12 protein-coding genes and 3 pseudogenes are annotated in these 19,612 nt (G+C 58.5%); 7 read left to right on the top strand and 8 right to left on the bottom strand.

Translation table 11 applies throughout. From position 1 onward, the window contains the following. Nucleotides 1-275: 275 nt before the first annotated feature. From CU102_RS22320 to CU102_RS22340, 5 genes and pseudogenes are all read right to left on the bottom strand, one after another. Nucleotides 276-1,214, bottom strand: coding sequence for a transglutaminase-like domain-containing protein (locus tag CU102_RS22320; RefSeq protein WP_106713304.1), 939 nt, complete (start codon nucleotides 1,212-1,214; stop codon nucleotides 276-278). Between the two features lie 669 nt (nucleotides 1,215-1,883). Further along, on the bottom strand, nucleotides 1,884-3,131 hold the full coding sequence (locus CU102_RS22325; RefSeq protein WP_106713305.1) for an adenylate/guanylate cyclase domain-containing protein: 1,248 nt from the start codon (nucleotides 3,129-3,131) through the stop codon (nucleotides 1,884-1,886). After that, entirely contained in the window at nucleotides 3,128-3,517 is a 390-nt protein-coding gene (locus CU102_RS22330; RefSeq protein ID WP_106713306.1) for a response regulator, read from the bottom strand. Before CU102_RS22330 ends, CU102_RS22325 begins: the two co-directional genes overlap by 4 nt. Further along, nucleotides 3,514-6,567 carry a GAF domain-containing protein gene (locus CU102_RS22335; RefSeq protein ID WP_245425476.1) on the bottom strand — a complete coding sequence of 1,018 codons (3,054 nt, stop codon included), beginning with the start codon at nucleotides 6,565-6,567 and terminating at the stop codon, nucleotides 3,514-3,516. Before CU102_RS22335 ends, CU102_RS22330 begins: the two co-directional genes overlap by 4 nt. A gap of 193 nt (nucleotides 6,568-6,760) precedes the next feature. Next, a pseudogene (locus tag CU102_RS22340) lies at nucleotides 6,761-7,202 on the bottom strand (IS6 family transposase); the annotation flags it as partial. A 446-nt stretch (nucleotides 7,203-7,648) separates the two neighbouring features. Here CU102_RS22340 and CU102_RS22350 point away from each other — a divergent pair. The 7 genes and pseudogenes from CU102_RS22350 (at nucleotide 7,649) to CU102_RS22380 (ending at nucleotide 16,245) form a co-directional block, all read left to right on the top strand. Beyond that, entirely contained in the window at nucleotides 7,649-11,017 is a 3,369-nt protein-coding gene (locus tag CU102_RS22350) for an AAA family ATPase (protein WP_106713309.1), read from the top strand. A gap of 120 nt (nucleotides 11,018-11,137) precedes the next feature. Next, nucleotides 11,138-11,514, top strand: a pseudogene (locus CU102_RS22355) (IS6 family transposase); the annotation flags it as partial. 705 nt (nucleotides 11,515-12,219) lie between these two features. Further along, nucleotides 12,220-12,513 carry a hypothetical protein gene (locus tag CU102_RS22360; RefSeq protein WP_133624710.1) on the top strand — a complete coding sequence of 98 codons (294 nt, stop codon included), beginning with the start codon at nucleotides 12,220-12,222 and terminating at the stop codon, nucleotides 12,511-12,513. A 124-nt stretch (nucleotides 12,514-12,637) separates the two neighbouring features. Continuing rightward, entirely contained in the window at nucleotides 12,638-14,101 is a 1,464-nt protein-coding gene (locus CU102_RS22365) for an efflux RND transporter periplasmic adaptor subunit (protein ID WP_106713311.1), read from the top strand. 11 nt (nucleotides 14,102-14,112) lie between these two features. Beyond that, nucleotides 14,113-14,856: an ABC transporter ATP-binding protein gene (locus CU102_RS22370; protein ID WP_106713312.1), complete on the top strand. Its 744-nt coding sequence runs from the start codon at nucleotides 14,113-14,115 to the stop codon at nucleotides 14,854-14,856. 55 nt (nucleotides 14,857-14,911) lie between these two features. Beyond that, on the top strand, nucleotides 14,912-16,072 hold the full coding sequence (locus tag CU102_RS22375; protein ID WP_245425477.1) for an ABC transporter permease: 1,161 nt from the start codon (nucleotides 14,912-14,914) through the stop codon (nucleotides 16,070-16,072). Then, nucleotides 16,069-16,245 (top strand): BREX system Lon protease-like protein BrxL, encoded by a 177-nt coding sequence (locus CU102_RS22380; protein WP_280951918.1) that lies wholly within the window; start codon nucleotides 16,069-16,071, stop codon nucleotides 16,243-16,245. Before CU102_RS22375 ends, CU102_RS22380 begins: the two co-directional genes overlap by 4 nt. A 34-nt stretch (nucleotides 16,246-16,279) precedes the next feature. Here CU102_RS22380 and CU102_RS22385 read toward each other — a convergent pair. The 3 genes and pseudogenes from CU102_RS22385 to CU102_RS22395 all read right to left on the bottom strand — a co-directional run. Next, nucleotides 16,280-16,981 (bottom strand): annotated as a pseudogene (locus CU102_RS22385) (IS6 family transposase); the annotation flags it as partial. 525 nt (nucleotides 16,982-17,506) lie between these two features. Beyond that, nucleotides 17,507-17,815 (bottom strand): phosphoribosyltransferase family protein, encoded by a 309-nt coding sequence (locus CU102_RS22390; RefSeq protein ID WP_166648579.1) that lies wholly within the window; start codon nucleotides 17,813-17,815, stop codon nucleotides 17,507-17,509. Between the two features lie 109 nt (nucleotides 17,816-17,924). After that, complete coding sequence (locus CU102_RS22395) at nucleotides 17,925-19,292, bottom strand: LysR substrate-binding domain-containing protein (protein WP_106713315.1); 1,368 nt, start codon at nucleotides 19,290-19,292, stop codon at nucleotides 17,925-17,927. Between the last annotated feature and the right edge of the window lie 320 nt (nucleotides 19,293-19,612).

A 19,612-nucleotide genomic window follows, 5' to 3' on the forward strand; every position in this document is an offset into this window, starting at 1 on the left:
GGTTTCGGGAATGAGATCGCCAAAGTCATCGCAGCGGGGCGCTGCCGTCGGAAAAATTGAAGTGACCTAAGAGTGATAGTTCTGATCTGGGATCGACGGGGCATACGACGTGTAGCTCTTGAGCGCAGCCACTCGAATTGCTGGCGAAAGCGCTGGAACCATATGTGTCCTTTATTGGTTCACCTCGAAGTGAAAGGAGGGGATAATGGACGACAACAGACCTTCTAAAACTCTCGACTGGCGTCTGCATTCCCGACACGACCCCGCGCTCCACCTCAGCCCTCAAATACTCTCTCCTCGCGTTGACGAAGTGCATTGAAGACTTTTGCAGGCACCCGCACCCGCACATCCTCTGCAAAACGCTGCTTCAAGGCGTCAAAATTCGCATCCGGATCGGCCGTTAACAAGGCGATTTCATCGAAGAAATCGAGTTCCTCGTCCGAAAGCGTTGCATCGGGCGCCGGTTGTACGCCCCACACGTCCCATGGCAGGATTTCCTGGCCATTGAGGGTGGCGAGATCGCGGATCAGGCTGCCAGCGATGAACCAGAGGCCGCGAAGCTGAGAAAACTCGATACCAAACAGATTTGGATTCAGTTCGCCGCCGCGGCATCTGCGCCAGGCCTCGGACGCCGTCAAAAACTGCGCGCGGGGGACGTCAAGAACATCATGGTGGATCGCGAGATTGCGGACGAAAACATCGTCGAACTGGCTATCCAGCAGTGCCCAGCGGCACTCTTCCGCCTTCCAGTATTCGCAGACCCAGTGATCCTCGAACTTGCCTGGATTGAAGTAGGCGCCGAAGCCACCGCGGCCTCTCGCGGGCACACCGTGATGGCGAAAGATCGCGAGCGAAAGCAGCATAAAATGGCGGCAGATGCCGACCAGGCGCTTTTCCGGTGGTCGGCCGATGTGGAGCGGGCGATCATCGAGTTCGAGTAGCGCATCGATGATCTGCTCCATCGGCCGGATATGGCTCTCGCCGCGACGTGCGTCAGGAATTGGATAGCCATAGAAGGGCTCCGCCACGTGCTCGTAAATCAGCAACCCCTGCACCGTGCGCGCGACGCTCGCGGGATCGAACGGCAGCGCATCAAGGAGGGCGGCATGGCGGCCGGGCGTGCTGAAGGGCGAGTGACTTGCATAATGGTCGAGCACGCGCTGGGATGCGCCGCGACCATTCTCGCGATGGGCAGAGAGAGCGGTGGCGTTCATGTCAGTCTCCTTCAGTTAAAAGGACTATTCGCCACTTTTTGCGCCAGGATTTGATGCTTCGCTTGATCTTGTTTGCAGGAATGGGACGACGACAAGATTTGTTCCCAAATCATACGATAACGGCGCATTTTTAGAGAAAAAGAAGCACAGAAGGCTTATTTTTCTCTAAAACCCTAAGGAGCGGTCGGGATTCTCCCCCCATCCCATCCAGGGGTAACTATTTGTAAAAGCCTATGAATCTGGTTGGTGCATGATTTGGAACAAATCTTGTCGTCGCCCCTTGCTGGATTTCGACCGCGCAGCGCAATGCATCGACCACACTGTGAAACTCGACCAGGATCCCGTCGCCGATGAGAATCTTATATTGTGGAGAGCGTTTATCCCCATTGAACATCGCCACTATTGAGCGCTAAACCGCCCGATGTTCTCAGTATGTGCTCCGAAAATCGCATAATGGCTCATCCGGAACCGCAGCCTCTCGTGCTGAATTTTGGAGAGTTGATCGTTCGAATCTATTCAAGGCGGACGTGATGGCTGCTTCTGGCTCGCGATGCTCCAGATCGACCACAATAGTGCGTAGTTCCAGGCTTTGCGCCAACGCCCCGCCCGCATTGTTACGTTTATGTACAGTGCGACAATGGTTAGACCTCGCCGATCCGGCTGGGGATTTCAAATGGCGATTGTCGTGCTGATCTCGCCGTTTAGCAGGCGCTTCAGATGAAAGCTGGTAAGCCGGTCCTCAGCATTGCGACCGACCAGCGCGGCGAACGAAGCAATCGCACCAGGATCGCAGGCTTCCAGTTTTTTGAAGGCCTCAATGTAGGCCTGTGTCTCTGGACTGGCACATCTATTGGTGTCAAGTGGCTCGAATGCGCGGATCGGCTCGGACCGGCCTCTAAGGAGGAGGTCGCCCACGGGTCGGCCGCAGAAACCCCGAGCTTTCGCGGCCACGCTGCCACTCACACATATACGGGTGCCTAACGTTTTGTTGGCTGCTTCCAGACGCGCGGCAACATTGATGGTGTCGCCATAGGCGCTGTAGTCGAAAAATCTTCCTCCCCCGAAATTGCCGACCACAGCCGTGCCGGCATGCGCACCGATCCGAGTGTGGCCGAGTGGTATTCCCTTCCTGCTCCAGTGTTCACGGAAAGACCCCGCGAACGCGTCAAGCGCGAGCGAACAGGCGACCGCGCGACTGGCATGGTCCGGCTGATCGGAAGGTGCCCCGAAAAGCACGTGGAGCGCGTCACCGATGATCTTTGCGACTGTACCGTCATGGGCGAACACGATGTCGGTCATGCCAACGATGTAATCATTGAGGAGCGGCCCGAGCACCTTCGGCTCGATCGTCTCCACCAGCGTAGTGAAACCTGTCAGATCGGTAAAGAGCGAGGCAACCTCTCGGCGCGTGCCGCCAAGGTCGAGGACATTGGCACTGCTGGCCAAGCGTTCGGCGAGATTGGGCGAAAAGTAACGGGAAAGCGACGCGCGCGCCTGCTCGGCCGCCGTCTGCCGGCGCTGCGCTTCGCGCAGTGCCTCCACGTGGTGGATCGTCTTGTCGATCGTCGCCTCCAGATCGGGAAAATCGATCGGTTTCGTCACGAAATCATAGGCGCCGCGATTCATCGCCGTGCGGATGTTGGCCATATCGCTGTAGGCGGAGACGATGATCGTGGACAGGTCCTGGTCCCTCTCCTGAAGCTTCGCCAGCAGCGACAAACCGTCCATGCGTGGCATGTTGATGTCGCTCAGCACCATGTCCACGTCTTGGTTGGCCGCAAGCACGGCCAAAGCCTCGACCCCGTCGTGAGCGAACAGAAAACGCAGCGTGCCCTCGCGGATTTGCTTGCGGAATTTCTGGATGAGAAGGATTTCCAAGTCCGTTTCGTCATCGACAACAAGGATACTGGTGCTCATGTGCTGCGCCCAACTCGCATGTCGATTTCTTCTCGCAGGGAGACGAAGTCGATCGGCTTAGTGAGCAGCGCTTCCGCGCCGCTTTCCATGGCTCTCCGTTTCGTTTCCGCATCACCATAAGCGGTGATCATGATTACCGGCACGTCAGGTCGAATGCTCCTCGCCTTCGGGAGGAGTTCGAGTCCGCTCATCCCTGGCATGTTGACATCCGACAGTATGAGAATGAGCGTGACGTCGGCCGCATCGGCGATACGTTCGAGTGCGGAAGGCGCCGATTGTGCGAACTCCATGACGTAGCGGCCAGCGCGCAGGTCATGGCGGAATTGCTGGCGAAAAAGGAACTCGATATCCGGCTCATCATCGACCACCAGGATAAGAAGGCTCATGATCTGCCCTCCGGCTTTGCGACGACAGCGGCCATCCGCGGCAATTGGATGCGAAACTCGGTGTAGTGACCGAGTTCTGTGTCCACCTCGATCGAACCGGCATGCTGCTTCACAATGATATCGTGGCTGAGGGAAAGGCCGAGACCCGTGCCCTCGCCAGCAGGCTTGGTGGTGAAGAATGGGTTGAACATTTTCTCCCTCACCTCCGGCGGGATGCCGGGGCCGTTGTCGCGGATAATGATCTCAACGCTGTCGCCGAGGTTCCTGGTTGCTGCGGCCAACGTCGGCTCATAACTGTCGCCGGGCTCGGAAGCCGCGCGCTTGCTCGTCGCATAGAAGCCGTTGGAGATGAGGTTGAGCAGCACGCGCGTGATCTCCTGCGGGTACAGGTCAACCTCTCCGGCCGTCGGATCGAGCGACTTTTCGAGCGTGACGTTGAATCCTTGCTTCTCGGCGCGGGCACCATGATAGGCGAGATTGAGGCTTTCCTCGACGATGGCGTTGATATCGGCCGGCCGATGCTCGCCGGCCCCCTGGCGCGAGTGCAGGAGCATGTTCTTGACGATCGAGTCGGCGCGCTTGCCGTGCAGAACGATCTTTTCGAGATTGCCCTTGAGCATCGCAGCCAGCTCGTCGATCTGGGCGCGCGTCACGCCATCGGCGAGGGCGCCGTCAAGTGCCTGCTGCAACTCATCAATCAATTCGACGGATAGCGCCGAGAAATTATTGACGAAGTTCAAGGGGTTCTTGATCTCGTGCGCGATCCCGGCTGTCAGTTGCCCGAGCGAGGCGAGCTTCTCCGTCTGGACCAACCTGTCCTGCGCGGTCCTCAGATCATTGAGCGATCGTGATAGCTCCTCGGTTCTCGCCTGCACCTCCTGAAATAGACGCACATTTTCGATGGCGATCACTGCCTGGTCGGCAAAGGTAGACGCCAACTCGATCTGTTTTTCCGAGAAAGGGCGCACGGTCGAGCGGGTTAATGCCAGCACGCCGATCGGGCTACCTTCGCGCAAGAGCGGCACCCCGAGTACAGTCCGAAACCCGCCAAGTCTTTGTCCCTCGCGCATCTCGTACTCCGGATCATCGAGAACGTCGGCGACCTGAACCGGCCGAATTTCGAGCAGGGTTCGGCCAACGATAGTGCCGCGCCCCGGCTCCAGGGGAAGAGCCCGAAGATACTGGCCGAATTTTTGCGACAAGCCGTAGCTGGAGACAGGATAGTGCGCGTCACCCATAGGACGGGTCATGGTTGCCATGTCCGCATCGCAAAGGCGGGCAGCGGAAGTTACGAGGGTGTCGAGGACCCCTTGCAGATCGAATGCGGACCGGCTGATAACCTTCAGCACCTCAGCCGTCGCAGTCTGCTGCTCAAGCGCTTCCGTCAGCTCGCCAGTCCGCGCGTTGACCTCGTCGAACAGGCGCACGTTCTCGATCGCTATGACCGCCTGGTCGGCAAAAGTCTGGACAAGCTCGATTTGCTTTTCGGTGAACGGTCTACATTCAGTCCGACGAATGACTATACCGCCAATTGCTTCCCACTGCCGCAGGAGAGGTGCTGCCAAAATGGTGCGGTGCCCCATCCGCGTGGCCATGGCCTGGCCGTCCGGAAACTCGTTGGGCGTGGCGGTCAGATCAGGCACATGGATCGGCCTTCGGTCGACAACGGCGCGCCCCGTAACCCAATCGCGAGACACCGGCCAGCCAGGAAAATCGATCGGAATAGGCCCGTGATGTGCTCTCAGATGGAGCATATCTCCGTCCTTCAGGAATATTGCCGCATCGTGAGCCTCGCACAGTCGCCCGGCGGACTCCACGAGGGTGTCAAGGACGGCCTGAAGGTTGAACGCCGACCGGCTAATGATCTTAAGAACATCCGCTGTGGCAGTCTGCTGCTGTAGAGATTCTTTCAGCTCGAGGTTGCGTGTCTCCAGATCGGTGAACAGCCGAACATTCTCGATCGCTATCCCCGCTTGGTCGGCGAAGGTCTTCAGGAGTTCGACTTGGCGATCGGGGAATACTCCTTGCTCGGTCCGCGCGACAACAATGGTTCCGATCGGATTGCCGTCGCGCATGATCGGCACGGCGACCAGGCTTCGGTAGTCCGCGGATTGAGCGCTAAGGGTGGTGTGGGCCGTATATTCAGAATCGACAAGCCGGTCCGGTATCTGTTCCACCGATCGGCTAAGGATAGACCGTCCGGCGGCACTGCCTCGATTGGGTGGGGACGGAAACAGTGCGCGCACAGCTTCGACGCCTTCCGGTTCCTGCCTGTGAAACGCCACGAAGTGGAGGAGTTCGCCGTCATGGCGAAACACGTGGCAGAACTGGGCGCCACATAGTCGGGCGGCGCGCAGCGCGATCGTGTCAAACACGGGCTGCACGTCGGTAGGTGAGGTTGAGATGACGCGCAGAATTTCGCTTGTTGCCGTCTGTTGCTCGAGCGCCTCTGTCATCTCGCGATTGCGTGCCTGCGCTTCCTTGAACAAGCGAACGTTCTCGATGGCAATTACCGCTTGATCGGCGAACGTTTGCAGTAAATCGACCTGCCGCTTCGGAAAGAACCCGACTGCGCGTCGAGTGACGGCGATTGATCCAATCGGACTTCCCTTCCGTACCAGCGGAATGCCGATGGCGCTGCGATAGGACACGATTTTTGCCAGCAAGCGCATCTGGTAATCAGGGTCGGCAAACACGTCGGGTATCTGCTCGATGACACCGCTGATAAAGGCGCGTCCCGTTACATTGCCCCGATTTGGCTTCTGCGGAAAATTGGCACGCACCGCGTCGATGCCTTCGCGCGCGATGCCATGATACGCGGCTGGATGGAGAAGCTCTCCGTCGAACCGAAAGACAAAGCAGAATTCGGCCCCGCACAGCGTCGCTGCGTTTTCCGCTATCGCATCGAAGACGGGCTGCACGTCGCTCGGTGAGATCGAAATTACGCGCAGGATTTCGCTCGTCGCAGTCTGCTGTTCGATCGCCCCCTCGAGCTCCTTCTTCAGCAGCTCGACCTGGCGATAGAGACCGACGCTCGATTCTTCCACCACGCCCCCCTCCACCGAAGAGCCTGGCGACCAACCCGCCGTGGCCCCTCCCGGGCGCCGATGGCCGGTGACCGGCAGATCAGAGAGAATACAATATCTGATGTTCCGTCGCAAATTTTGAAATGGCCGAGGAAAATGGCCGGAGGCCGGCCGATTGCTCCGCTTCATCCGATAAGGCAACAGGCCGCGGCCGTCCGATCTGCCTATTGGCCGCCGCATATGACTTCAGCTTGTCTGTGACCATGACACGGGGTGCAAAGCCGTTGGCTGTGAGTAGTTTGCAGATGAATCGCTTCGCGGCCCGGTATCACGGCGTTTCTGGACAAGTACTTCCAATACGAAGCCATCCTGATCAACAGCACGCCACAGCCAATGTTTGCAGCCATTGGTCGTGATGACAACTTCATCAGGTGCCACTTGTCGCCAGGGCGACGACGTATCTTGTTGGCATAAGCGCGACCGAACTTTTCCGCCCATTCTCGCACGGTCTTATGCGTGACGATGATGCCTTTGTACGCCAGCATGTCTTCAACCATGCGAAAGCTTAACGGAAAGCGGAAATACAGCCAGACAGCTTCGTCGATGATTTCAGGCGGAAAACGGTGACGACGGTAAAGGGATGGACGGGTATCGGTCATCCCTGACCATCACCATACAAAATTACGCTTCAGTTAAGGTAACGGTGCCTCACAGAGCGATCAAAATGGCGTCCCTTGAACATGTCGTGCCTCCGGAAATGATGGAGAGCACATACCTCCAATCGGGTTATAAAACAGTTTGCGACAGAACCTTTCGTTTCGCTGTGGAACGTGAAGGGAGGATGATCGGGATTGTCGATACTCAGATCAGACTGGGCACAGCATTTCCGATGCTTTCACTCCCGCTCCGGGAATTTAGCTTCACGCGGGCTAATCGTGAACCCGGACGAGCCTTCAGGAAAGGCGTTGGTGGTCGACCGCTTGCTGCTCGTGGGACTGAATTGATGAGGACTGATCAGGGCGACAGGTGTAAGCTGTATATCCTCGACTCGTGGGAAAGCGCCTCAGAGCAATCCGAATTCGACCATGTCAGAGGATGCTAGGTCATGCCCGACATCGGAGACTGGCTCGCCAGCATCAGGCTTGAGCGGTATCGCCAAACCTTCTTGAAGAACGGCATCGATCTCGATGTCGTCGACGATCTCACCGATGCCGACCTCAAGGAGCTCGGACTGTCCCTTGGTGACCGCAAGCGTTTTCTCAGGGCGGCCGCGACTCTGGCTCAGCAGTCGCCGCCGCCCACGGGGGCACTACGTCCCTCCGTGTCACCGATCCACAGCGAGGCGGAACGGCGACAGCTTACGGTGATGTTCTGCGATCTTGTTGGATCGACAGCACTCTCCGCCCGCCTCGATCCAGAAGACCTACGGCGGTCGATCATTGCGTACCGTGCTTGCGCCACCGAGATCGTCGGCCGGTACGACGGTTTTGTTGCCAAGTATATGGGCGACGGCGTCCTCGTATACTTCGGCTATCCCCAGGCTCACGAGGAAGATGCCGAGCGGGCCGTGAGGGCCGGCCTCGCGGTCGTTGAGGCCGTCGACCGGCTGGATGCGGCAGGCGAGCACCTGGCTGTTCGGATCGGAATCGCCACTGGCCTGGTCGTGGTGGGTGACATCATCGGCACCGGCGAGGCCGAGGAATGCAGCGTCGTAGGTGAAACGCCGAACCTGGCGGCCCGCCTACAGGAGTTGGCCGGATCCGGCACAGTGGTCATTGCCGAAGCAACGCGCGCACTGCTGCGGGGCCAGTTCAAGCTCGAAAGCATCGGACTGCGGCCGATCAAAGGTTTTTCCGGGGCGGCTGAAGCGTTTCGGGTGCTCGGCGAAGTGCGTAGCGACGACCGCTTCGAGGCCGGTCACGCGACCGTGCTGCCGTTGGTCGGCCGTGACCCGGAACTCGCATTGTTGGTCGATCGCTGGACTCAGGCCAAGGCCAAGGAAGGTCAGGTCGTCCTGCTCGAGGGTGAGGCCGGAATCGGCAAGTCGCGTCTCGCCCTGGCCCTTCGCGAGCGTCTCCTTCGAGAACCACACAGGTTGCGCCGCTACTTCGCCTCGCCATACCACATCAACAGCGCGCTTCGTCCGGTGATTGGCCAGCTTGAACAGGAAGCGGGATTTGAACGCGAGGATTCATCGGTCGTGAAGCTCGCCAAACTCCAGGCGCTGATCGCGGAACAGGTGGGTGAGGTGAGCGAAGCGCTCCCATTGTTGGCCGAGCTTCTCGGAATTCCAGGCACTGGCCGCTGTCCAATACTGGATCTCGCGCCCCAACAGCGTAAGAACCGAACCTTCGACGTGCTCATCGCCCAGCTTGGCAGACTGGCTGCGAAGCAGCCGGTGCTCCTGGTGCTTGAGGACGCTCACTGGCTGGACGCGAGTAGCCTTGAGCTGTTCGGTTTGTTCGTGAACCACATCCGGCAGCTCCCGGTGCTGCTGGTCATTACCCACAGGCCCGAGTTCGTCCCGCCTTGGCGTAGTTACCGGCACGTGACAAAGGTGGTCCTGAATCGCCTCGACCGGGTGCACGCTCAATCGCTGGTCGAACGGCTGACCGGCGGAAAGGCACTGCCTGCCGGAGTGCTCGATTACATCCTGGCCAACACCGATGGCGTACCGCTGTACCTTGAGGAGTTGACCAAAACCATGCTCGAATCTGGTCTCCTGGGAGTGGCCGGCGATCAGTTTGGACTGGCTGCACATATGCCGCCGCTGGCGATCCCGGTAACGCTATACGACTCGCTGATGGCCCGCCTCGACCGCCTCGGCAGGGCCAAGGTGGTGGCCCAGATCGGCGCCTGCATTGGGCGCGAGTTCTCCTATGAGCTGATTGCGGCGTTAGCAGTGCTCGATGAGCATGAGCTGCAGCGGAGCCTTGATCAACTGGTTGCTACTGAGCTAGTTTTTCGGCGCGGAAGCCCCCCTAACGCGATCTACAGCTTCAAGCACGCGCTCGTCCGAGATGCCGCATATCAGTCGCTCCTCAAGAGCCGCCGCCGGGAACTACATCGCCGTATTGCGCAGGTCTTCGAAGAACTCGCCCCACATGTCGTGTCCGCTCAGCCGGAGCTCCTGGCCCATCATCTGACGGAGGCAGGAGAGCTGCCGCAAGCCGTCGTGTTCTGGCACCGGGCCGCCGAGCACGCAAACGAGCGGGCGGCGAATGCCGAGGCCGTCGGCCATTTGGCCAAGGCACTCGACCTGCTCGCCCAGATGCCCGAGAATCCGGAGCACCTCGAGCTTGAGCTGACGTTGTTGATCACCATGGGACGAGTGCTTACCGCCGCAAAGGGCTATGGCCACCCGGAGGTCGAGCGCGTCTACAACCGTGCTCTCAACCTGGCGGAGCGGATCCAGGAAACGCCCAGGCTGTTCCCGGTGCTCCTCGGTCTCACCATTCATCATGCGGTGCGGTCCGAGCTTTCCGCGGCGCGGGACCTCGGCGAACGGCTTCTGAGGTTGGCGCAGCAGATCTCGGATCCTGTGCTCGTGGTGGAAGCGTCCTATGCTTTGGGCATTACCTGCTCCTGGCGTGGCGAATTCGCCTCGGCATGGAAGCACTTCGAGCACGGGATCAGCCAATACGACATCGCCCAGCACCGGGCCCATCTAGCGCTCTATGGACAGGATGGAGGACCGATCTGCCTGTGCCGTGGCGGCATGGCGCTGTGGTATCTCGGCCACGATGACCGGGCGCTGGAACTGATGGACGAGGCGCTCGCCATGACCGCGAGCCTCAGGCATTTGTTCAGCCGTGCCTATGTACTGACATGGGCGGCGATTTTGCAGGTGCATCGACGCGACATCGCCAAGGCGCAAGAGGCGGCGGAGTTGGCGTTGGCGTTCGCGGCCGAACACGAATTTCCATTCTGGCACACCCAGGGAGTCTTCCTGCAGGGGTGGGTGCTGGCGGAGCGGGGCCTGATCGTGGAAGGCATCGAGCGGTTGCGAGACGGGTTGGCTGGCATGCAGGCGATCGGGTCAGGAATGACGGCGCCTTGGGCGATGGGCTTACTCGCGGAGGCGCATGGAAAGGCTGATCGTTTTGCCGAGGGTAGCACCTTGATTGACGAGGCGCTTACCATTGTCGCACGCACTGGCAACCGCTGGTGCGAGGCGGAGCTGCATCGGCTCAAGGGCGAACTCATATCATCGAGCTCAGAGTGCGATCCTGCCGAAATCGAGGCGTGCTTCCGCCGTGCGCTCGACGTCGCCCGCATGCAGGATGCGAAGATGTGGGAACTGCGCTCGGCGGTGAGTTTGGCCCGGCTTTGGCGAGCACAGGGTCTTGGAGCGCAGGCCTGCGAGCTGCTCATGCCGCTCCTCGGCTGTCTCTCTAACGGCCACGGGACGCTCGATCTTCAGGATGCTCAAGCGGTCCTTGAGAGCTGCGGAGGTAGTAAATTGAGCACCTGAACACTTGCTCCGCTGCAACGACTTTGTCGTAACTCCCGATGGAGCGATGATGGTTCTGTCGCAAACTGTTTTATAACCCGATTGGAGGTATGTGCTCTCCATCATTTCCGGAGGCACGACATGTTCAAGGGACGCCATTTTGATCGCTCTGTGATCCTACTGTGCGTGCGGTGGTATCTGGCATACGGGTTAATCCTTCGCGATTTGGAAGAAATGATGGCGGAACGCGGTATTAGCGTTGATCATTCGACGGTGCATCGCTGGGTGACCCACTTCTCACCCCAACTGCTTGAGCGGTTCAACAGCGCAAGCGTGCTGTGACCAGGAAATGGCAGGTGGATGAAACTTACGTCAAAGCCCGCGGTCGTTGGATGTATCTCTACCGCGCCATCGATAGTGTTGGCGACACGGTAGAGTTCTGGTTCAGCGAACATCGCGATCTGCCGGCCGCGAAGCAGTTCTTCAGGAAAGCGCTAACGCGCCATGGGCGACCAGACTGACCGCTTTCAGATCGGTGCTTTTTGATCGCAGTTTGCTTTTATTCGATGTTGCCTCGTTGTTGGAGTTGATCTTCGTGGGGGCAGAATATTGGGGTCTGGACAAGGCTCGTGGCGAATTGTCCAAATCAAAAGCAAGATGAGCCGCCAGGTGGTCCAGGTAGACGACTTCGCGAGTCGGTGCCAACTGGGATGGCGGCTTCGTTTTCCGCAGGCGGAGGGCAGGGGTAAACACCTAGTTCTTTGTGGGTATAAGTATAAATCATAGCATTTACCCTTCGATATCGTAGTGCTTAATAGATGGATAAAATATAAACGCTAGAGTCAATTACAGCAAAAACCGATTGCACTAGACATACAAATAGTTAATACTTTATTAGTGGTGAGAAGCTTGGTTCTATCGACCGTCTTGCCAGTTGGTTAGTAATGGGGACTTAAGCAATGGGGACGGTTACGTTGCCATTGCTTTACGATCGTTTGCGGCGCTGCTGAGAGGCAGCCATCCAGAAGAGACTCCGCAGACGCGGCGGCATAATACGCTGCCGGCTGCCTTATGTTCGTCAACCTAAAAAAGCCCAGGCTTCCACTGAACGGCTGATCAAAGATCGGCAGGCAATTTTTGCCTTGCGCTGCTGACCGGTGCCAGAGGTGGCCTGTGCAGCGCGTTTTGCGACTTTGGCTCTGGCAAAACAATGGGAGGATCACATGTCTAGACATGCATTAATTTTGGCGGCTGCGACCGCATTCATAGGCAGTGCATTAGTGCTCGGCACGGGTGCAGCTTTCGCAGCTTCTGGATCGGAACAGGAATGCGTCGCCGGCGGCGGGACGTACACCAAGGACGGTCCGAATTCTATCTGCGTTTTCCCCGAAACCACCAAAGATGTGAACGGCAACGCCAACGGAACCGCGACGCAAGATACGACGACCGGCCACGGCAACCTCGGCAACGACCCCGTCGACACATGCACGGGCAATCCGGGGCACTGCAAGCAGTAACAGGCCCCATTGAGGTGCCGCCCCATGGCGGCACCTCAATGGCTTCAGACATGCAGCAGGCGGGAGCGTCGACCACGCTTCGCCTGCTGTCCGATCAACCCTGCGTCTCCAAAAGGTTCGGCAGATGACGCGCATTGTATTGCTAGCAACGGCGTTCCTGGGCGCGGCAGCGATGCCATCGAGCCAAGCGCCGCCGGCGCCGTCCTCAGCACACAGCCCGTTGCCATCAGGACTTCATCAGCTGGCAGATTTTTTTTCTTCCTCCTCCGGCGTCGTAGACGCACACTCCTACCGCACAACATCCGTGGAGCGGGGCGACATTGTCACAACCGTCCAGGCCGCTGGCACGCTGAACGCGTTGGTAGTGGTCGAGGTGGGCTCGCAAATATCCGGCCTGGTCAAAGAACTTTATGCCGATTTCAACTCCAGCGTGACGGAAGGCCAGGTCATCGCTCGGGTGGAGCCGGACATTTATGAAGCGCGGGTGACGCAAACCAAAGCCGAGTTGGAAATGGCCGAGACACTGGTGTCGGTCCAGCGTGCTCAGATTGCGCGCTTCCGCGCCGAACTGGACAATGCCCAGGCCAAGTTTGCCTCGGCAAGTGCGCAGACCACACGCGCCGAAGTGGCAGTCGACAGCGCGGCTCAGGAATTGGAGCGCAAGCGCCCGCTTGCCGAACGCAAAGTTATATCAGCAGGCGAATGGGAGCATGACAGGACTGCCCACAAGTCGGCCGAGGCGCAGGTGACGGCCGCACGTGCCGATGAGGTCTCGCAAGCGGCGACCATCCGCGCTGCGCAGGCAACGCTTAGCATGGCGGAGGCGCAGCTTGCCAACACTCTGGCGCAGGTGACGCAGAAGCAGGCAATCTTGCGTCAGGCACAGATTGATCTTGAGCGCACCTATATTCGCTCGCCAGTCACCGGCACTGTGGTCAACCGCGCCGTCAGTGGTGGCCAGACATTGGCGGCCAGCCTCCAAAGTCCGGTCCTGTTCACGATCGCACAGGACCTCACGCAAATGCAGGTCGAAGCCTCAGTTGTGGAGGCGGATATCAGCCGCTTCTCCATGGGGCAGCCGGTCACGTTTACAGTCGATGCCTACCCCGAGCGCATCTTCACCGGCTCCGTAAAGCAGATCCGCAAAGCACCGAAGATCGTGCAGAACATCGTCACATACATAGTGGTGATCGCTGCCGAGAACCCCGACGAGTTGCTGCTGCCCGGCATGACTGCCAATTTGGAGGTGGTGGTAGCACAGCGGAGAAACGTCTTGAAAGTGCCAAACGCCGCTCTGCGCTTCCGTCCAGGGCGAGAGGGCCCAGACGGGATTCCGATTGAGGCTACCCTGAAAAAGTCACCTGGAAATGGCACCACGCGAACGGGATCGATCGGGCATGCGTTTGTGCTCGGAGCAAGTGGCGAACCGCAACCGGTCACTGTTCGAATTGGCATCACCGACGGACGAATGAGCGAGATTCTGACTGGGGACCTGACCGAGGGACAGCCGGTTATTACCGGAGTCGCCGCCGCACCAGGACGGAATGCCGAGGCATCTTCTGTCCTCGTGCGGTTCCGGTTGCAGTGAGGTCGCCGACGATGGCTCTGATCGAAGTCGAGGCTTTGCGTTACAGCTACCGCACCGGTGGCGGACTGGTATGGGCGCTCGACGGCGTGAACCTTAGTATTGAGAAAGGCGATTTTGTCGCTGTGATGGGGCCTTCTGGCTCCGGCAAGTCAACCCTCCTGAATATCTTGGGATGCCTCGACAGACCAACCGAGGGCAATTATCGCCTAGATGGTGTCGATGTCGGCCGCCTCCATCACGCTGCTCTTGCGGCTATCCGCAACCGCAGCGCCGGCTTCGTATTTCAGTCTTTCAATCTGCTGCCGCGCACCAGTGCGCTGGAAAATGTGGAATTGCCGCTCATCTATCGTCACATGCGCGCGTCCGAGCGACGTCGCCGCGCGCTCTCCTTGCTCGACAAGCTCGGCCTGGCCTACCGAGCGTGCCATACACCGGCGGAGTTGTCGGGCGGTCAGCAGCAGCGTGTTGCCATTGCCCGCGCTCTGGTTACCGAGCCTTTGGTCCTACTTGCCGACGAGCCAACCGGAGCGCTCGACAGTCAGACCGGACAAGAGATCATGGCGATTTTTCGTCGTCTCAATGGTGAAGGGCTGACCATTGTGCTGGTCACCCACGACGCGGAGGTCGCCGCCAATGCCGGTCGCATTGTGACCTTCCGTGACGGGCGCATGGTGTCCGACCATCCTACAATGCAGCACGCCTGGCATTCGGGCTCCACGAGCCGTCCGTCGCTGGTCTACGACAATGCCCGGTAGCGCCAGAGTCGCTCTGCGATCGCTGCGAGCCCACCGCCTGCGCAGTGCCCTCACCATGCTAGGCATCATCATCGGTGTCGCCGCTGTTGTGGTAATGATGTCTATCGGCAATGGTGCCCGCGAACGCATCGCGGCCCAGATCCGCAGCCTCGGCACGAACCTCATCAGCGTCACCCCCGGCAGCGCCCGCATGGGCAGCGTTCAGCTTGGCAGCGGGGCAGCTCCCCAGCTGACGGAAGCCGACGCAGTAGCGATCGAATCGGAAATCCCGGGTGTCATTCTTGCGACGCCGCTCCTGTACAGCCGGGCTCAGTTGACGGTCGGGAGCTCGAACTGGCAGGGTGTTATTCGCGGTGTCACGCCAAGCTATTTTACCGCGCGCGAATGGCCCGTCACGGCCGGACGGGAAATGATATGGGACGATAACAGGCGCGCCGCCAATGTGGTGCTTCTTGGGACCACAATGCGGGACAAGCTGTTCGGCCAGGCCGACGCCATCGACGCACCGCTGCGCATACGTGATGTGCCGTTCACGGTCATCGGCGTGCTCGAACGCAAGGGCCAGAGCGTGTGGGGCGACGATCAGGATGATGTTGCACTGGTTCCAATCACGTCAGCTCGGCGTCAATTCGTTGGCACCAGCCGCGCTAGTCCCTGGCAGGTGCACAATATCACGGTCAAATTGGCCGAAGGCGTGTCGGCGGAGAACACCATGGCAACCATTCATGACCTGTTGCGTCAACGGCATCGGTTGCAGCCTGGCCAGGAAGAAACGTTTATGGTCAGCAATCTGGCTGAGGCGGCGTCGGTTGAGGAGACTTCGGCGCGGGTGGTGTCACTGCTTCTTTTCGCGGTCGCGTCAGTGTCTCTGGTGGTGGGCGGTATCGGAATCATGAACATCATGCTTGTGACGGTTACGGAACGCACGCGCGAGATCGGGCTGCGGCTCGCGGTGGGCGCGCGCCAGAGAGATATCCTTGCTCAGTTTCTCGTCGAGGCCATCACTCTCGCTCTGTTGGGCGGCATCCTCGGTGTATCTATCGGGATCGTGGCGGCGGCCGCCATTGGCACATTCGCTCAATGGCCGGTCGTCATCGATCTCAGCGCGGTGCTGCTTGCCGTCAGCTTCGCTGTCTGCGTGGGTGTCTTCTTCGGCTATTATCCCGCCCGCAAGGCTGCACGGCTCCAGCCTATCGAAGCCCTGCGCACTGAATGACCCACCTTTTCGCGCCGATGCCCGATACCATTCGCGACGATATGGCGTTCATCGATCGACAACATTTCTATCTCCCGGGCTGGGAAATTCAACAGATGCGGAATGAGCTGTTCACAGACCACTATGGGTTTGTCGTTGATTATCTCGCTGAAGGGCGCTGTCACATTGTTTGAAGTATAGGTGTGCAAACCGCAAGCGCCCTTTCCAGGCAATCTGACCGCTCACTGCTTTCCATTCGTCCATGGCATGCAGGCGGTGATTTCGGATCTGAAATGCTGAGCGATTTATACGGGATGGAACGAAGAGATTGCGAACGGCAGAGAAGAGCGAAAGGAAATGCTGCAAGCTCCCGATCGACCGGAAGCCTTGACGCATTTGCTCCCGTTTTCGAAACGGAACATGCGAATTCTCCGCCCGATTGTTCAAGCCTTTGTGAGAGCGATGCTCGATGTCTGGAACGACCTGACGCTTCGCCGCGCCATAGGATCGCAATTTATCAGTCACCATCCGTTTTGGCGGCAGGGCCTTGCTTGCTCAGAAGACGGATCAATAATCGTCTGGCAGCCTTGGTATAGCGGCGAACCTGCACGATTTCGTCAAGAACATACCCATCCTGATCAACCGCCCGCCATAACCAGCATTTCTTGCAGTTGACGCACACCGCGACTTCATCGAGGTGCCAGACATCATTGCTGGAAGGTGGCTTTCGGCGAATGCGCCGGGCATATTCGGGCCATGTTTTCTGCCCCATCGGCGGATTATCTCATAGGAGACAGCGATCCCTCGTTCGAACAGCATTTCTTCAACATGGCGCAGGCTCAACGGAAACCGATAATAGAGCCAAACGGCACGGGCGATGATCTCTGGCGCGAAACGGTGGTTCTTGTAATTCGCAATGGGCTGGTTCATGCCGAACCGTCTATCGACAATCTATTAAGCCAAAAACAATGTGACATGCCCCTCGGCACCGGAGGCCCAGTCGAGGGGCGCGTCGAGCGCAAACGCCCGCGCTGTGAAGAGCAGGGCAATGATGAGGATCTTGTATCGCATGGCGCACATCTGCAGCCTTGTTGCTTGTTGAAATTCAAGCATTCGCCCGCGGACATGATGCAGGCTACACCAATCCATAGTGCGCAACGACGATGTCATTCACAGCAGTGGACTTTCGGGGGACGGCCGGAATTGCCAGGCAAAACTGTGCCGGAACACAGGAATCGATATCACTTCATGTCGCCAGCCGCCTAATATTCTCTCGTGTCACAACGTCGCCGAGCGTGTATGTACAATTGCGGGGGCTGCAGCAAACGTTCGTTTGAAAATGCCGATAGTAGCGGATTTTGATTGGTGCCAATTTTTCTACAATGAGCGTTGGCGGCGCGGAAGTGGACGAGCGTTTCACAAGCTCGCACAGTTGCTGGCTGTAGCTGCAAGCACCTACTGAGGCGTCCGACTCCGCTTCAGGATCTCGATAACCTCTTCATCAGTCAGCTGCGGAAAATCGCCATAATGGAAGCCGATTGCTTCCAGCGTTGCAGGCTCTACAAGACAGATGACCTCATCAATGTCGTGTCTCAGCGTTTCCATCGTGTCATTTGCCCCAAGCGGAACGGCGAGGATAATCTTTCGTGGCTTGCGCTGCTGCAATCCCAGGATTGCGACGCGAGCGGTTGCACCGGTTGCGATGCCGTCATCGACGAGGATCACTGTGCGGCCAGCAATATCGATCGGGATCCTGTTTCCCAAATACAATGCACGGCGACGTTCGATTTCTTGGAGCGCTTCGGTGCATTCCCTTTGAAACTCCTCTTCCCTCGTTAAAAAACAACAGATCGCCGGCGATGAACGCACGCAATTAGACTACTGCCCGCGCCATGTCGCGCTTGACCTCTTCCAGAATCCATTCTCTGAACGCGTGAATCTTGCGCGAATTCTGGTGGTCCTCCGGATAGACGAGCCAAAAGCTAGACCCGATACCGGCGACGATACTAAATGGCTGGATCAAACGGCCGGTGGCGATCTCAGCGGCGAAGAAAGCGGGCGTCAGGATGGCGATACCTTGTCCCGCCATCGCGGCTTGGCTGATCGCCAGCTGCGTTTTGAGTTGAACCGACGGGCGAATTGCCGGTTCGGGGTTTGTGATACCAGAGAGTTTGAACCACTCTCTCCACCAGTCGTCACTGATGCTCCAGCTGAGCAGCGGCATCTGCAAGAGATCGATGGGGGCGGCGATGTTGCCGGCGCGGGCGAGGAACTCCGGGCTGCAGAGCGGCGTAAACTCGACCGGCATCAGCATATGCGACTTGAGGCCGGGCCAATTGCCATGACCCTCGCGAATACCAACGTCGAAAGCCTCGTGTGCAAAGTCGACCACCCGGCCCATAATCTCGAGTCGCAAGGCGATGTCTGGATGCACTAGTTGGAAAGAACCCAGACGCGGCACCAGCCAATTGGTGGCGAAAGTCTCGGCTGCCGTGATCGACAGCACGCCCTGTGTCGCTTCACTTGTCAGCACTCGATAGACATGCACAGGCTTGGCTATGTTCTTTACCCGTTGCTCCCCAAGATCCAGGTATTGCAATGGCAATTTTTGCTCAACATGCTCGTGAATATTGCCCGATAGGCATATGCCGCCAGGTTCAGCCAGCGTCTCTAAACGCACTGCCACGTTCACGCCAGCGCCATAGAGGTTGCTGCCGTCGACAATCACGTCACCGAGGTTGATGCCAATTCGAAATTTCATCTGGTGGCCCTCAGCTAAGTCGAGACGTCGTTCAGCTAGATCATTTTGGATGTCGATCGCGGCCCGCACAGCCTCGACAGGACTCGCGAACTCAGCCAACACGCTGTCGCCGGCGCCGGCAAAAATCCGGCCGCGATGCTTGGCGACAAGTCCTGCAATAGCGGTGTGGCAAGTACTGAACGCGGCGTGTGTACGCTCCTCATCGACCTCCATGAGACGGCTGAATCCAACAACGTCGGCAGCAAGTATGACGGTTAAGCGGCGGTCCACAGCAATCTTCGCCCTGCTCGGCAGAATAGGATCACGATAAGAGTTTCGCAAAAATGTACGGTACTTTGGGCGAATAGAAAACAGGGGCGGCTTCATCGGGACCGACCCCGCTTCCATGCAATGCATATCCATGGCGGGCCGTTTGCCAAAGCCCGCTGCGAGTGCAGCCTTGATCTGACCTGGCCCAGGCTCTGCCATGTAGGTAATCATCAGGCGCAATCTGACTGGCTACATCACCACGGATCGAAACAAACGCAAGTTTTTCGGCGTTGTTAACGCGATGGAGCCGAGCACACATTAGAGACATACCCTGACTAACTGCAGCGTGACGAATATTCAGTTAACTGCGCGGTTCTTCAAATATGCTCAGCGATAATGTTCTCGTTCGGTGCTTCGAAAATCGCATAAGGTCTCGTCTGGAACCACATCCTAGAATTGCCGCATGCGTGAGTCTGCGGTTCTAATAATCACACCGTTTCTATGTGTCGCACGATTGTCGACAGCATCATCGGCCGGCCGAGAGCGGACCT

Origin of the sequence: Phyllobacterium brassicacearum (assembly GCF_003010955.1) — a bacterium.
GTDB classification, from domain to species: domain Bacteria; phylum Pseudomonadota; class Alphaproteobacteria; order Rhizobiales; family Rhizobiaceae; genus Phyllobacterium; species Phyllobacterium brassicacearum.

Bases quoted from the DNA above. Each gene is read 5' to 3' on its own strand.
- CU102_RS22330 (WP_106713306.1), bottom strand. From the start codon at position 3,517: ATGAGCCTTCTTATCCTGGTGGTCGATGATGAGCCGGATATCGAGTTC.
- CU102_RS22375 (WP_245425477.1), top strand. From the start codon at position 14,912: ATGCTAGGCATCATCATCGGTGTCGCCGCTGTTGTGGTAATGATGTCT.
- CU102_RS22350 (WP_106713309.1), top strand. From the start codon at position 7,649: ATGCCCGACATCGGAGACTGGCTCGCCAGCATCAGGCTTGAGCGGTAT.
- CU102_RS22365 (WP_106713311.1), top strand. From the start codon at position 12,638: ATGACGCGCATTGTATTGCTAGCAACGGCGTTCCTGGGCGCGGCAGCG.
- CU102_RS22370 (WP_106713312.1), top strand. From the start codon at position 14,113: ATGGCTCTGATCGAAGTCGAGGCTTTGCGTTACAGCTACCGCACCGGT.
- CU102_RS22360 (WP_133624710.1), top strand. From the start codon at position 12,220: ATGTCTAGACATGCATTAATTTTGGCGGCTGCGACCGCATTCATAGGC.
- CU102_RS22320 (WP_106713304.1), bottom strand. From the start codon at position 1,214: ATGAACGCCACCGCTCTCTCTGCCCATCGCGAGAATGGTCGCGGCGCA.
- CU102_RS22325 (WP_106713305.1), bottom strand. From the start codon at position 3,131: ATGAGCACCAGTATCCTTGTTGTCGATGACGAAACGGACTTGGAAATC.
- CU102_RS22395 (WP_106713315.1), bottom strand. From the start codon at position 19,292: ATGATTACCTACATGGCAGAGCCTGGGCCAGGTCAGATCAAGGCTGCA.
- CU102_RS22380 (WP_280951918.1), top strand. From the start codon at position 16,069: ATGACCCACCTTTTCGCGCCGATGCCCGATACCATTCGCGACGATATG.